The organism is Wenyingzhuangia sp. 2_MG-2023, assembly GCF_030548295.1.
Lineage (GTDB): Bacteria > Bacteroidota > Bacteroidia > Flavobacteriales > Flavobacteriaceae > Wenyingzhuangia.
In genome coordinates, this window is record NZ_JAUOSB010000019.1 from 19,694 (window position 1) to 33,758 (window position 14,065).

At 33.8% G+C, this 14,065-nt stretch carries 11 protein-coding genes; 4 read left to right on the forward strand and 7 right to left on the reverse strand.

The window, feature by feature from the left end; all coding sequences use genetic code 11:
• Window positions 1-15: 15 nt before the first annotated feature.
• Window positions 16-1,410 carry a phosphoglucosamine mutase gene (glmM, locus tag Q4548_RS14260; RefSeq protein ID WP_303456101.1) on the forward strand — a complete coding sequence of 465 codons (1,395 nt, stop codon included), beginning with the start codon at window positions 16-18 and terminating at the stop codon, window positions 1,408-1,410.
• A gap of 188 nt (window positions 1,411-1,598) precedes the next feature.
• A complete protein-coding gene (locus tag Q4548_RS14265; RefSeq protein ID WP_303456102.1) occupies window positions 1,599-2,717 on the forward strand; it encodes a DEAD/DEAH box helicase in 1,119 nt (372 codons plus the stop codon).
• A 61-nt stretch (window positions 2,718-2,778) separates the two neighbouring features.
• Here the strand turns inward: Q4548_RS14265 and mqo are convergent, their stop codons facing one another.
• The 5 genes from mqo to Q4548_RS14290 form a co-directional block, all read right to left on the reverse strand.
• Window positions 2,779-4,137 carry a malate dehydrogenase (quinone) gene (gene mqo, locus Q4548_RS14270; RefSeq protein WP_303456103.1) on the reverse strand — a complete coding sequence of 453 codons (1,359 nt, stop codon included), beginning with the start codon at window positions 4,135-4,137 and terminating at the stop codon, window positions 2,779-2,781.
• Between the two features lie 175 nt (window positions 4,138-4,312).
• Window positions 4,313-5,752, reverse strand: a complete 1,440-nt coding sequence (locus Q4548_RS14275; RefSeq protein ID WP_303456104.1) for a catalase — start codon at window positions 5,750-5,752, stop codon at window positions 4,313-4,315.
• Between the two features lie 104 nt (window positions 5,753-5,856).
• Window positions 5,857-6,552, reverse strand: a complete 696-nt coding sequence (locus Q4548_RS14280) for a PolC-type DNA polymerase III (protein WP_303456105.1) — start codon at window positions 6,550-6,552, stop codon at window positions 5,857-5,859.
• 10 nt (window positions 6,553-6,562) lie between these two features.
• Window positions 6,563-8,476: a DUF294 nucleotidyltransferase-like domain-containing protein gene (locus Q4548_RS14285; protein WP_303456106.1), complete on the reverse strand. Its 1,914-nt coding sequence runs from the start codon at window positions 8,474-8,476 to the stop codon at window positions 6,563-6,565.
• A gap of 3 nt (window positions 8,477-8,479) precedes the next feature.
• Complete coding sequence (locus tag Q4548_RS14290; protein WP_303456107.1) at window positions 8,480-9,019, reverse strand: NUDIX domain-containing protein; 540 nt, start codon at window positions 9,017-9,019, stop codon at window positions 8,480-8,482.
• A 77-nt stretch (window positions 9,020-9,096) separates the two neighbouring features.
• On the opposite strand from Q4548_RS14290, the gene menD reads away from it, so the two are divergent.
• Window positions 9,097-10,779 carry a 2-succinyl-5-enolpyruvyl-6-hydroxy-3-cyclohexene-1-carboxylic-acid synthase gene (gene menD / locus Q4548_RS14295; RefSeq protein ID WP_303456108.1) on the forward strand — a complete coding sequence of 561 codons (1,683 nt, stop codon included), beginning with the start codon at window positions 9,097-9,099 and terminating at the stop codon, window positions 10,777-10,779.
• 3 nt (window positions 10,780-10,782) lie between these two features.
• On the forward strand, window positions 10,783-11,211 hold the full coding sequence (locus Q4548_RS14300; protein WP_303456109.1) for a DNA-binding protein: 429 nt from the start codon (window positions 10,783-10,785) through the stop codon (window positions 11,209-11,211).
• A 3-nt stretch (window positions 11,212-11,214) separates the two neighbouring features.
• On the opposite strand, the gene kwaA is transcribed toward Q4548_RS14300, so the two are convergent.
• Together kwaA and Q4548_RS14310 are read right to left on the reverse strand one after the other, a co-directional pair.
• Window positions 11,215-11,835, reverse strand: coding sequence for an anti-phage protein KwaA (kwaA, locus tag Q4548_RS14305; RefSeq protein ID WP_303456111.1), 621 nt, complete (start codon window positions 11,833-11,835; stop codon window positions 11,215-11,217).
• A gap of 269 nt (window positions 11,836-12,104) precedes the next feature.
• Entirely contained in the window at window positions 12,105-13,970 is a 1,866-nt protein-coding gene (locus tag Q4548_RS14310; protein ID WP_303456113.1) for a U32 family peptidase, read from the reverse strand.
• Window positions 13,971-14,065 lie beyond the last annotated feature (95 nt).

The following is a 14,065-nucleotide window of genomic DNA, read 5'->3' on the forward strand; positions in this document are numbered from 1 at the left end:
ACAAAACAATAAGCTATGTCATTAATCAAATCAATTTCAGGAATCAGAGGTACTATTGGAGGTGAGGTTGGAGAAAATTTAACGCCCTTAGATGCAGTAAAATTTGCAGCTGCTTATGGTACTTGGCTTAAAGAACGAAATTCTGGAGTAACAGAACTAAATGTTGTTGTGGGTAGAGATGCCCGTATATCTGGTGCTATGATCAGTAGTTTGGTAACCAATACATTGATAGGATTGGGAATCAATGTGATTGATTTAGGATTGTCTACAACACCAACTGTAGAAGTAGCAGTTCCTTTGGAAAAAGCACATGGAGGAATTATTTTAACAGCATCGCACAATCCAAAACAATGGAATGCGTTGAAGTTGTTGAATGAAAGAGGGGAGTTCTTAAATGGTGAAGACGGAAAAGAAATTTTAGAGTTTGCAGAAAAAGATGCCTTCTTGTTTGCTGAGGTAGATGATTTGGGAACTTATAAAGAAGACAATTCTTATGTAGAAAAACACATTCAAGAAGTTTTGAATTTGGAATTGGTAGATACAGAAGCTGTTAAAAATGCTGGTTTCAAAGTGGTGTTGGATGCGGTAAATTCTACAGGTGGAATTTTCATTCCAGCTTTGTTAGAGAAAATGGGAGTAACATGTGTAAAGTTGTACTGTGAGCCTAACGGGCAATTCCCTCACAATCCAGAACCGTTAAAAGAACATTTGGGAGATATTGCTGCTTTGGTGGTAAAAGAAAAAGCAGATTTTGGAATTGTGGTAGACCCAGATGTAGATAGATTGGCTTTAATTAGCGAAGATGGTTCTATGTTTGGTGAAGAATATACCTTGGTTGCTTGTGCAGATTATGTGTTGGGACAGTTAGGAGGAGGAAATACAGTTTCTAATTTATCATCGTCTAGAGCATTGAGAGATGTTACAGAAAAACATGGAGGAATTTATACAGCTAGTGCCGTTGGAGAGGTAAATGTAGTAACTGCCATGAAAGAAACCAATACGGTAATTGGAGGTGAAGGAAATGGAGGGATTATATATCCAGAATCTCATTACGGACGTGATTCATTGGTGGGAGTAGCTTTGTTTTTATCTCATTTAGCTAAGAGTGGTAAATCTTGTAAAGAATTGCGCGATTCTTATCCTGCGTATTACATGAGTAAAAATAAAATTCAGTTGACACCAACTTTGGATGTGGATGGAATTTTAGCGGCTATGGCAGAAAAATATAAAGAAGAAAAGGTAAATACAATTGATGGTGTAAAAGTAGATTTTGCAGACGAATGGTTGCATTTGCGTAAATCTAATACAGAACCAATTATTAGAATTTATACAGAGAGTGGTTCTCAAGAAACTGCGGATGCTTTGGCATTAAGAGCAATTGAAGAAATTAAAGAAATTGCTGGATTGTAGTAACTTATATATTGAGTTTGTTGGTATACATACGGTCATCGAGCGCAGACGAGATGGATTATCTATCAGAACCATTAAAACAAAGCTCAATCATCATTAGAAAACACAACATAAAAAGTCCGAGAAAATCTCTCGGACTTTTTATGTTTATAAGTAGTACCTTTGTGGTGAAATTAAATAGTAAAATTTTGAAAAATTTTAAAGAATTAGGAGTTTCTGACGATTTTATACAATCGATGAAAGAAATGGGAGTAAAAACACCTACGGAAATTCAGTATCGCTCTATTCCAAAATTGTTAGAAGGACAAATAGATTATATAGGTAAGGCACAAACAGGAACAGGGAAAACCATTGCGTTTGGATTGCCGTTGCTGCAAAAAATCAACCCGAAGAAAAATGAAATTCAAGCTTTGGTTTTGGCTCCAACAAGGGAGTTGGCTCAGCAAATTAAAAAGCAGTTGTTTAAATTGACCAAATATACTCCAGATAAAATCTTTTGTGAAGCTGTATATGGTGGAGAAAAAATTGACATTCAGATTGGGAATTTAGAAAGAACTACACATGTTGTGGTGGCAACTCCAGGTCGTTTGTGTGATTTGTTAGATAGAGCTGCTATTGATATTAGCAACATAAAAACCTTGGTTTTAGATGAGGCTGATGAAATGTTGAGTATGGGGTTTTTGCCAGATTTGAATAGAATTTTAAAATATTCTACAGCTTCTAAAAACACGTGGTTGTTTTCTGCTACCTTTCCAAATGCATTGAATAGTTTGGTGAAAACCTATATGAAAGATCCAGTTCGTGTGGAAGTTGAAGCAGATCAATTAGTTAATGAAAACATTTCTCACAAGTTTATTACCACTACTTTAGGACAGAAATTAGATGTTCTAGTTAGTTTTGTTGAGAGTAGAGGAATGGAAAAAGGAATAGTTTTTTGTAAAACCAAATTAGGAGCTCAGAAGTTAAAAGAAGAATTGTCTGAAGAAGGTTTTTCTGTAGTTGCTCTAGAAGGTGATATGGGACAAAGAGATCGCGAAAAATCATTACGTTCGTTTAAAAACGGAGCTAGTCAATTATTGGTTTGTACCGATGTTGCTGCAAGAGGAATTGATGTGCCTAATGTGAATTTTGTAATTCATTATCAGTTGCCAGAAAACACAGAGTACTTTGTACACCGTAGTGGTAGAACTGCCAGAGGGGGGAACAAAGGATTGTCTTTAGCCATCGTTTTGTCTAAAGAATTAGAACAATTACAAGCCTTACAAAAGGAATTCAAGATTCATTTTGGAAAGTTCACAATAGCTTAAATTGAAAATAAAAAAACCAACTCATTGAGTTGGTTTTTTTATTTATATGTATTTTCTATAATTAATTAAAACATTTTTCAACAACTGTTTTCATTACGGAATAAGAAGTAGAAGCTCCAGGAGAAGCTCCTAACAAAGCTGCAATAGTTTTGTCTTTTGATACAATAACCTCTGTACCAAATTCTAGTTTTCCAAATCCTTTAGCGCTCTTTTTGATAATCTGAACACGTTGCCCTGCAACTACAACTTTCCAGTCTTCGTCTTTTGCTTCAGGATAAAATTCACGAAGCATTTCCATTCGATCTTCAAATTTTAAGCTTACTTGTTTTACCAAATATCCAACCAAAGGTAGGTTGTGATAACCTGCACCTAGCAAACTCATAATGTTGTCAAACTCTACTGATTTTGGCAAATCAAAATAAGATCCGTGTTTTAAAAACTTGGTTGTAAAACCTGCATATGGTCCAAAAAGTAACTCTTTTCTACCATTAATCACTCTTGTATCCATGTGTGGAACAGACATTGGTGGTGCACCTTTTTTAGCTTTACCGTAAACTTTTGCTTGGTGTTGTTCAATAATTTCTGGATTGGTACAACGCAACCACAAACCACTAATAGGAAAACCTCCATATCCTCTGGCTTCTCTTATGTTAGATTTTTCTAAAAGAGACAACGCTCCACCACCAGCACCAATAAACAAGTAATTGGAAACCATTTTCCAGTGCTTACCTACATTTTGACCTTTTACAGTTAATAACCAACGTTTGTTGTCTGTTTTTTGAAGATTGATAACATTGCTATTTTTAATCAATTGAATATTGGGTTGTTTTTCTAAATAGCGAAAAATCTGCTCAGCTATTTCTCCAAAATTCACATCGTATCCGTCTTTTATATAAGTAGCAGCAATCTTAGACCTTTTGTTACGACCTTTTACCATCAAAGGAACCCATTCTGCAATCTTTTCTCTATCTGTAGAGAAAAGCATGTCCTTAAAATATTCGGTTTCTTTTAAAACGTTCCATCTTCTTTCTAAAAAATCAACATCTCTTTTTCCTTCAACAAAACTGATGTGAGGAACAGAAGATATACATTTAGATAAATTATGAATGTAGCCTTTTTCAGCACAATTTTTCCAAAAATCAAGTGTTTCGTGGAATTGCTCCGCTGTTTTTAAAGCTTTTTCAGGATTCACAATACCATTCTTTTCAGGAGTATAATTTAGTTCACAATTTCCTGAGTGTCCTGTACCTGCATTGTTCCATGCCTCTGAACTTTCTTCGGCAACCTTTGGAAGTTTTTCAATAATTGTAATTTTTTTACCAGGGAACTTTTCGTAAAGTAATATTGCCAAAGTGGCACTCATAATTCCTCCACCAATCAATACAAACTCAGAGTGTTTTATTGCTGTAATTCTAGCCATTGTGGAAATTTATTAGTTGTTTTTTGTTGTTCACGACAAAGGTAATAGATTATAACAACATAAAAACTCTTTAAAGCGGGTAAGATGCTTGTCTTGTGGGAATAATATAAAAATTTAACAAGTGAGTAATTTCATTAAAAAAATCCCAACTTATTAAATTGGGATTTTTTTAGATTTATAGTTTGTGTAGTTTCTTAGCGACTAATTTTCCGTATTCTGGATCTGCTTTTTCAAATTGGAGAATCATTCTGTTTTGAATATCTAGGTTGGCATGTTGCAACCCTCCAACAATGTTGTTGGTCAAAACTTCTTTCTGTTCAGTAGTCATGATTCTAAACAAATCTCCAGCTTGTGAGTAGTTGTCCTCATCTCTACTGTCAAATCTTGCAATGATGTCTGCATTTATTTTTAGTGGTGGCTCCTCAATGTTAACATTTTGTTGTGGAGCGTTGTTTCTATCGTTTGGATAAAAATTAACAGCTTCTTCTTTTCCGTGACCATATGGGCATCCACCTGTAGCCATAGCTCCATCTTGTTGATAATTATGGACTGGACATTTAGGACTGTTTACAGGAATTTGGTTGTGATTTGCTCCAACTCTATATCTGTGCGCATCACCATAAGCAAACAATCTAGCTTGTAACATTTTGTCTGGAGAAGCACCCAAACCAGGAACTAAATTACCTGGGCTAAATGTAGCCTGTTCTGTTTCTGCAAAGTAATTTGTAACGTTTTTATTTAGTTCTAGTTGACCAATTTCGACCAATGGATAATCAGCATGAGGCCAAACTTTTGTCAAATCAAAAGGATTGATTTTGTAGGTTTCTGCCTCTTTTTCTGGCATAATTTGCACTTTTACAGTCCAACTTGGAAACTCTCCTTTTTCTATTGATGAAACCAAATCTTCTTGCATTCCATGTGCAGGTTGTTGTGCAGCCTCTTCATTGTTAAGTGTTTTAATACCTTGATTGGTTTTAAAATGCCATTTTACCCAAAAACGTTCTCCGTTTTGATTCCAAAAACTCAAAGTATGAGAAGCGTATCCGTTCATGTGTCTTAATGAGAATGGAATTCCTCTTTCAGACATCAAGATGGTTACTTGGTGTAACGATTGTGGATTGCTTGCCCAGAATTCAAAATGATTGGATGGATTGGGAAGATTGGTTTTGGGATCTTTTTTTTGTGAATGTATAAAATCAGGAAATTTAGAAGGTTCTCTTAAAAAGAAAACAGGAGTATTGTTACCTACCATGTCCCAATTTCCTTCGTCAGTATAAAACTTTAGAGAAAAACCTCTTACATCTCTTGCGTAATCATTAGAGTCTTGACCTCCGGCTACGGTTGAAAATCGAGCAAATACTTTTGTTTCTTTACCTACATTTTGTAAGAAATTAGCAATGGTATAATTGCTTAAGTCTTTGTTTAGTTTAAACGTACCGTAGGCTCCATATCCTCTTGCATGGACAACTCTTTCTGGAATTCTCTCTCTGTTAAAGTGAGCTAATTTTTCCATCAATTGCCAGTTGTCAAAAGTTAAAGAACCTCTGTTTCCTGCTGAAATACTATTGTGATCATCTGCTATAGGTGCACCGTTTTGTGAAGTCAATTTTTTCATTGTGAATTGTGTTACATGTTTCTGAAAACAAATCTACATAGTTATTGTTTATTTAAATAACAATAACAATCGATTTTTCTAATAGTTCAATTCTGAAAAACTATTTAGTAGACCATTTTTGGCACGTAAAAAAGATTTTTAAGCTTTAAATCTTTGTTTCTATTCAATCTTTTTATGATTCTAAAAAACACAATAGCGGTAATATAAGCATCACCAGAGGCAGTATGTCTGTCTTTTTTTTGAACTTTTAATTCATCACAAATTTCATCAAGACTATATATTTTGTTGTTTAAGTCTGCGTAAAGTTGGTGTTTGGTCTTCTTGTATAAGATTCCAGTATCTAAAGTTCTGTTTTTTAGTTTAGGCAATCCCATTCTTTTTAGTGCGTAATTAACACAAGCAACGTCAAAACTTATATGATGTCCTACTAGTACAGCTCCCTCTATATACGTTAAAAAATCTTTAATGGCTTCTTCCTCAGTTGTCTGAATGTATTTTCCTTTTTTTAACAAACCGTGAATAGGAACGCTTTCTCTGTTAAAAACATCTTGTATCAAATATCTTTCAAAAATGTCTTTTACGTTAATTTCGTTGTCATGTATGGTAACTGCTCCCATAGATAGTATTCTATCCTCTTTCGGATTCAATCCAGAGGTTTCACAGTCAAAAATTACAAACTTAGTTTCTTCAATGCTTTTGTTGTAAATCCCTTTTAATGTTTCTTTATAGATAGCCCAAAAAGGAGGCAAATTCCTTCTTTTTAAATAATATTCTACGTTTTTAGTGATGAAATTCCACATGGGCTTAAATCTATATGTTTGCTTGAAAGCGAATGGTAATTAGTTCTTGTATACTTTTAATAGGTTTGAAACACCTTCTTAATTTAACTTTGTCAGATTTGGATAAAGTTTCTAGTTTGATGAATTTACCATCATCTTCACCTAAGGTAACCAATCCATTTTTGGTTTTAAACTTTAGCAAAGCTTTAAATGCATAAGCGCAAGCTTCGTAAACTTCGGCATTTTGAGGTTCTAGTTCTCGTAAGGTATAATACCTGTCAGCGGTGTTGTTTATACCTGTTAAATTATGGTGGAGTGTTAAAACTCTAGCAGCTTCAATCAATGGCATTAAAGCTCTTTGTTTGATGTTGAAATGATCTTTATGTGCTCCATCTTGATCTACCAAAAACTGTCTGAAAAAACCAATAGGACTCGGGTTTTTTAAGGCATCTTTGGCTAAAAACATAAAAAAACGAGTATTGTTTTGTGTGTTTTCATAAACCATGGTAGACATTTCATCGGTCAATTCTTTGTTCCCGTAAACAAAATTGAAATCGAAAAAAACAGATGACAATAAAATGGATTTTTCGTTGGGATTGTATATCCAATCTTCAAATAAAACTTTCCATTCATCTTTGGCCAAACACCATTTTGCATTGCTAGCCATCATTTCTGCTGGGCAATATTCATAACCAATGGAATGAAGATTTTTGGTGATGATACTTCCCAATTCTATAAAAAAAGCTCTAGTTTCTTCTAATTTTGCTGCTGGAACGTTTTCAAAAATAATTCCATTGTCTTGATCTGTAGGAACCAATTGTTCTTTTCTAGCTTGACTTCCCATAGAAAAAAACGCAAATTTTACAGGAGGTATTTTGTCAAATTCTTTTAAAGAAAGTTCTATTGCTTTTTGATTGATGGCTTCGTTCAGTTCTGCTACAACTGTAGATGTGTGTGTGAAAGAAAAGTGCTGATCAATGTATCGTTTTAACAAATCGTTTAGTTGCTGACGCAAATCCCTTAATCTAGAAATTCCTCTAGCTCTACTGATTTGTTTCATTAAAACAGCGGGATTGTTACTTAGAGATGCAACAATATCTTGCTGAGTAAGCATTCCTAATAGTTTGGTATTAGGAGTACCGTCTACAGTTACACAAACATTTTCTACTTTGTTTTTTAGCATAATAATTTGAGCTTCTGCAATAGAAACATCTGTAGAAGCACAAATTACAGGAGCATCCATAATTTTTTTCACATTCTGATCTATGCTGAATTTACCTGTAGCAACGGTGTGTAGCAAATCTTTGTTGGTAAGAACACCAGCAGGTTTGTCTTTTTTTAGAATAAAAATAGAACTGATTTTATTTTCACTCATAATTAGAGCTGCCTCTTTTATAGTAGCTTGGTGGTTGCAACTTACAGCGGTTGTCATTAAGTTCTCTATTTTAGAACTAAAATAATCTGTTTGCCCTGTTCTTTTGTAATCAGCAAAAATGGTATTGTTGTCTTCTTGTGTAAATCTAGAAGAAGAGTTGCTGGCAAATCTAGTGATTAGGTACTTGCTAATTTCTGCATTATTTTCAAATTGTTTGATAAAAATCTGAATAGGAATAGCGTACACAATAGATTCTTCGTAAGCTTTTGCATTCAATGTGTAGTTTTCATTTACAATAAGGGGTCTCAGTCCTAAAACATCCCCTTCATCACACATTTCTACTTCCATGGTTTTATCTCCTTCCTGACGATAAATTCTAATAGCACCTTGGTTTACAATGTAAAAATGCTCTTTAGGTGGTCTACCTTGGCTGTAAAGTGGTTCGTCTTTGTCCACATAAATCACCTTAGTTTCAACAGCCAATTGGTACAAATCTGCATGAGGTAAATTGTCAAAAGGAGGATACATTTTAAGAAAATCACATATTCTTTCTGCAATACTGTTTTTCATAATTTAAAACCTTTCTTTTAATGTGTTGATAATGTATTGATAGTATTCTCTTGGGTGAGGAACAAAAAGTTGTGGGTTGTTGCAATCAGAGCTTAATTCATTGATGTCAATAAATTTGATAGCTGCTACTTCTTCTTGTTGAGGTGTTAGTTGCTCTAAAGACAAAGTCAATTCACCAACATAAATATGGTGAATCTCATGATCTGTAATTCCGTTAGAGTGGTAGTGTTTGTCTTCCCAAATACGTAGGTAATTAAGATGGTTAGTAGGCATAATGCATCCAATCTCTTCCGCAATTTCTCTTACGGCAGCTTGCAATGTAGTTTCCCCTGTACCAATATGACCTGCAACAGAAATGTCCCACAAACCAGGAAAGGTTTCTTTGGTGTTTTTTCTTTTCTGAACAAGAATCTTTTGGTCTTTGGTATAAAGCCAGATGTGTACACTAGCGTGTAAAATTCCATTTTGATGAGCAAAACTTTTAAGACAAGCATTCCCTGTGGGTTGCCCTTCTAAATTTACGATGTCTATTAATTCATCCATAGAAAAGAAACATTTTATACGTAAAGATACTATCTTTTTATTTGTAATTTTGCATACAGATTGAGAGAAAATACTGAATGAAATATCCTGAAAATGAATTGGCACAAACGGTGATTGCATCATGTGTGGCCAATCATATAAACGAGGTGGTGTTATCACCAGGTTCTCGTAACGCTCCCTTAACCATAGGTTTTACCCAAGTTTCGTCTATACATACTTTTAGTATTGTAGATGAGCGATGTGCAGCATTTGTAGCCTTAGGAATGGCACAACAAAAGCAAAAAGCAACGGCATTGGTGTGTACATCTGGGTCGGCTTTGTTGAATTATTATCCTGCTGTTACAGAGGCTTTTTATAGCAATATCCCTTTGGTGGTGATTTCTGCGGACAGACCTCTGGAAAGTATAGATATAGGAGATGGACAAACCATTAGGCAGCAGGGAGTGTATAAAAATCATATTTTGTTTGAAGCCAATTTAACAGCTATTGAAAATGAAGTAGATAGAGCTTATAACAAACAATTGATATACCAAGCTTTGCAAAAAGCAAATTCATTAAAAGGTCCAGTACATATCAATGTTCCTTTTGATGAGCCTTTGTATAATTTGGTGGATGAAATGATTAGTTTTTCTGAAGAGATTTCTGCTGAGGCTCAAGTTTTGGTAGAAAAACCTTTAGAATTGAAAGAATTAGTACCTTTTGCTTTGGAATGGAACAAAGCAGAAAAAAAAGTGGTTTTGATAGGAGTACACCAACCAGATGAATTGCTACAAACACAAATAAATCATTTGGTAAAAGATCCTTCTGTTTTGGTGTTGACAGAAACCATATCAAATATTGATGAAGAGCATACAATCAATAGTATAGATCAGTTTTTAGCTGGTTTTTCGGAAGAGGATAAAGTGTTTTTTCAACCAGATATTTTGTTGAGTATTGGTGGTTTGGTAGTGTCAAAGCGCATCAAACAGTATTTAAGGTCTTTTCAGCCAAAACAACATTGGACAGTACATCCAACTGTGGGAAATGATACTTATTTTTGCTTGAATCATCATTTTAAAATTTCTGCAACCTTGTTTTTTAGTCAATTTTTTTGGTTGACAAAACAGGTGGATAGTGATTTTCAGTCCAAAGGCTTAGCAGTAAAAGAATCGAGAAAAAAAAGACATCAAAAATTTGTAAGTCAAGCTCCTTATTCCGATTTTAAAGTGTTTGATTTGGTGAATAAAATGCTTCCTAAAAATAGCGTATTACAATTGGCAAATAGTGCTACTATCCGGTACTCGCAATTGTTTGATATAGACCCTTCTATTTCTGTTTTTTGTAATAGAGGAACAAGCGGAATTGATGGAAGTACGTCTACAGCAATTGGATATGCGATGCAAACGGAAAAACAAGTAACTTTGATAACAGGAGATCTTAGTTTTTTATATGATAGCAATGCGTTGTGGAACAAATACATTCCTGCAAATTTTAGAATTGTAATTGTAAATAATAATGGAGGAGGGATTTTTAAAATTTTACCAGGCCCTAAGCAGACAGCAGCGTTGAATTATTTTGAAACTCCACACGGGCATACTGCAGAACATCTGGCAAAAATGTACGGTTTTGAATATCAGGTTGCCACTGATATAGAAAGTACAGAAAAAGTGTTGCAAACTTTTTTTAAAGAGAGTAATCAACCAAAAATAGTAGAGGTTTTTACACCGAGTGATTCTAATGATCAGGTGTTAAAAACATATTTTGAATCGTTTAAAGCATAAATTATGGAAGAGTTTGAAGTTGGTCAAGAGGTAGAGGTAGTTGTAGGAAGTTTTACCAAATTAGGAATTACAGTTTTGGTAAATGAGGTGTGTGAAGGATTGTTGTATGCAAACGAGGTGTATCAACGTGTTGAAGAAGGACAACGTATAAAGGGTTATGTGAAAAAAGTGAGAGAGGACGGAAAGCTAGATGTGTCTTTACAACCAATTGGTTTTAGAAATAGCATTACAAAGTTTCAGGTGCAAATTTTAAATGCACTAAGAGCTCACAATGGTTTTTTACCGATTACAGACAAATCAGAACCGGATACAATTAAGTTTGAATTAGGAATGAGTAAAAAAGCATTTAAGAATGCAATAGGAGGTTTGTATAAAAACAGAGTAATTGCAATCGAAGAAAATGGAATTCGTCTATTGGAGCATGTTCAATAATTTTTAAGCAAGTTTTTCAAGATTGTTGGGAGATGGGGATGTTCTTACTTGAATCTCAGATTTGATAGCAAAATAGATATTGTCACTAATGTGTTTAGATTCTATCATATCTTCTAGCTTAAGGGAGTCTTTAGAAATTAAAATCACATGACTTTTTTTAGATGTATTTACTTTATAGATGTGATAACCTAACAAAGCTAAGGTTGGATTGTTGTAAAAAATATTGGTTTTTACATATATGATTCCAATAATTAAAATGATGAGAATAAACATCAAGCCATTACGGTCTTTAGACAAATCAAAATCCAAATCAAAACTTAAAAGTGGTACAATGTAAGTTACCAAAAAGGTCAAATGCTCCCAGTTGTGATCTTCTAAGTGTGTAATCTGTTCTGGATGTGATTTTGAGCCAGTAATAATGTATTTGAATTTGTAGTAGAAAATAAATCCAGAGCCAATAAAAATCAAACAGGTAATTGGAATTAAATTGTTTAATGCTACTTCTTTAAGTGTAATTTCTTCACAATTAGAAAAAAAACACATAGGAATATTTACTTTGTTAACAAATAACAAAAGAAATAAAAGCCATAGTGATAGTATGTATAGTTGTATTTTTAAAAGCATTTTTCAATTTTCAGTAACTTGTTAAATAAACAACCTCGTTTCTATTTGCGGTTGTTTTATAGGGGTATTTACAATTTACTATCAAAGGAAATAAAACTATCGTTTTGTTAAAAATAAGGTTTTAAGTCGTTTATCATAGCTCACTAAATTTACAAAAAAAAAGAATAGGAATCTTAAATGAAGGTTAATATATTGTTTTTTTTCGAAAAACAGAAATTTTGTTGCATAAAAAAATCAGCCAATTGGCTGATTTTTTTATGCAAATTAAGTTAGTAATTATCTTCTTCAAATTCTAGTTCTGCATCTTTCTCCCATATTTCCATTTCACAGGGTTTGCAGTTGAATTTTAGTTTGTATTGGTTTTCTCCGTGTGTTAACGTTAGTGGTTCTTTTAATTTTTCTCCCATGGTTTCACGCTGAAATCTAGCACATTTTCCCAATTCGTATTTTACACAATACTTGGTGGTCATTACTCTAGCTTTTCCAGGATCCCATTGTAGTTCAAAAGCTTTTTCTATTTCTTTAACACCGTGCCTTTTGTAGAACTCTTTCGCCAATTTGTTAGAAACATTGTAGGTGAAATCTAAGGTTTCTGTAGGAAAAGGATGACTGGTTTTTACCATTTGATGTTCTTCTCTATGGTAATTGTTAATTCTAGTTTCAATCAATAGATCTAACACAGTACGTCTTGCCTCGTTAATTTTGGAAATAGGCAAGAACCAATTGTTGTCTAACAAAATTTCAATATGGTCAACAATAAAAGGAGTGTTTCCTGTTTTTGGTAGATTCTTTTCTAAGTTATCTTTTAAAAATCCTTCTTTTTTGGCAAGCTCTTTTTCAGTATTGATTTCTTGAATGCTAACATGATTGTCTTCATCCGTAGCAGTCAATTTAAATCCGTTTGGAGTTTCTTCAAATTTTAATTCTACACCAATTTTACGAATGGCACTGTTGTCTTTTTCTACCAATCGATTGAAATTAGCATCCGAATTTCTAGAAATATCCGTGCCAATTGTAATCATTTTAAAAGCATTTGGTATTACAATTCCATCCTCTATGGTATTGATTTGAATTCCATCAGCTTCTCCGTATTCGTTGATAAAATACAATCCATCACCGTTGTTTAACAGTTCAGAATTTTCTATCACATATCCTTTTTCGGTTACTTCTAAAAGTTTACCAATTTTTTGTCCTTTGGATTTTGGACTTTCCCATGAACCAATTTTAGCTTTACGATGATTTACAAAATAGTCGGTGTAGCCACGGTTAAAACTCCTGTCCATTTCTGCATCAAATGTGTAGAATATTCTACCAGACGATGCTTTTTGATATGTTGGATTGTCTTTTAAAAAGTGATCCAATCTATTTCTTAAATAAGAAACATTGTTTTTAACGTATACAATATCTTTCAATCTACCTTCTATTTTAAAAGACATAATTCCAGCCTCAATCATATTAGGTAGTTGGTCACTCAAATCTAAATCTTTGATGGAAAGTAAGTGACTGTTTTCTATCAAAACATCTCCATTTCCATCTGTTAATTGATAAGGTAGTCTACAGTTTTGTGCACAAGAACCCCTATTAGCACTACGTTCACCACCAGCTACACTCATGTAACAGTTTCCGCTAAAAGAGACACACAATGCCCCTGAAACAAAAAATTCCAATTCAACATCTGTTGCTTCGTGAATTTCTTTGATTTGGTCAAGATTTAATTCTCTAGCCAAAACCACACGTTTCATACCTGCATCGGCTAAAAATTTTACCTGTTTAGGGTCTCTGTTGTTGGCTTGTGTACTTGCGTGAATAACAATAGGAGGAATGTCCATTTCTAAAATAGCCATGTCTTGTACAATCAAAGCATCTACGCCAATGTTGTACAAATCGTGAATCAACAATCGACAGGTTTCAAGCTCTTTATTGTACAAAATGGTGTTGATTACCACAAATACTTGCGCTTTAAATAAGTGTGCGTATTTTACCAATTCTGCAATATCCTCTACAGAGTTGGTTGCATTGGTACGAGCACCAAATAAAGGTGCTCCAATATATACTGCATCTGCACCAGCGTTAATGGCTGCCATTCCTTGAAAAAGGTTTTTGGCAGGGGCTAAAATTTCTACTTTTTTCTTCATAAGTGGTGCAAATTTCCGACTTTATTATACTTGGTGCAAATGTTTTGGTGAAAAATGCTATTTATTTGATTTTTAATAGGTTGGAGGTTCTGTGG

What these genes read in the sequence shown, in the direction of transcription:
- glmM (WP_303456101.1), top strand. Translation starts at nt 16, where the DNA reads ATGTCATTAATCAAATCAATTTCAGGAATCAGAGGTACTATTGGAGGT.
- mqo (WP_303456103.1), bottom strand. Translation starts at nt 4,137, where the DNA reads ATGGCTAGAATTACAGCAATAAAACACTCTGAGTTTGTATTGATTGGT.
- Q4548_RS14275 (WP_303456104.1), bottom strand. Translation starts at nt 5,752, where the DNA reads ATGAAAAAATTGACTTCACAAAACGGTGCACCTATAGCAGATGATCAC.
- Q4548_RS14280 (WP_303456105.1), bottom strand. Translation starts at nt 6,552, where the DNA reads ATGTGGAATTTCATCACTAAAAACGTAGAATATTATTTAAAAAGAAGG.
- Q4548_RS14285 (WP_303456106.1), bottom strand. Translation starts at nt 8,476, where the DNA reads ATGAAAAACAGTATTGCAGAAAGAATATGTGATTTTCTTAAAATGTAT.
- Q4548_RS14290 (WP_303456107.1), bottom strand. Translation starts at nt 9,019, where the DNA reads ATGGATGAATTAATAGACATCGTAAATTTAGAAGGGCAACCCACAGGG.
- menD (WP_303456108.1), top strand. Translation starts at nt 9,097, where the DNA reads ATGAAATATCCTGAAAATGAATTGGCACAAACGGTGATTGCATCATGT.
- Q4548_RS14300 (WP_303456109.1), top strand. Translation starts at nt 10,783, where the DNA reads ATGGAAGAGTTTGAAGTTGGTCAAGAGGTAGAGGTAGTTGTAGGAAGT.
- kwaA (WP_303456111.1), bottom strand. Translation starts at nt 11,835, where the DNA reads ATGCTTTTAAAAATACAACTATACATACTATCACTATGGCTTTTATTT.
- Q4548_RS14310 (WP_303456113.1), bottom strand. Translation starts at nt 13,970, where the DNA reads ATGAAGAAAAAAGTAGAAATTTTAGCCCCTGCCAAAAACCTTTTTCAA.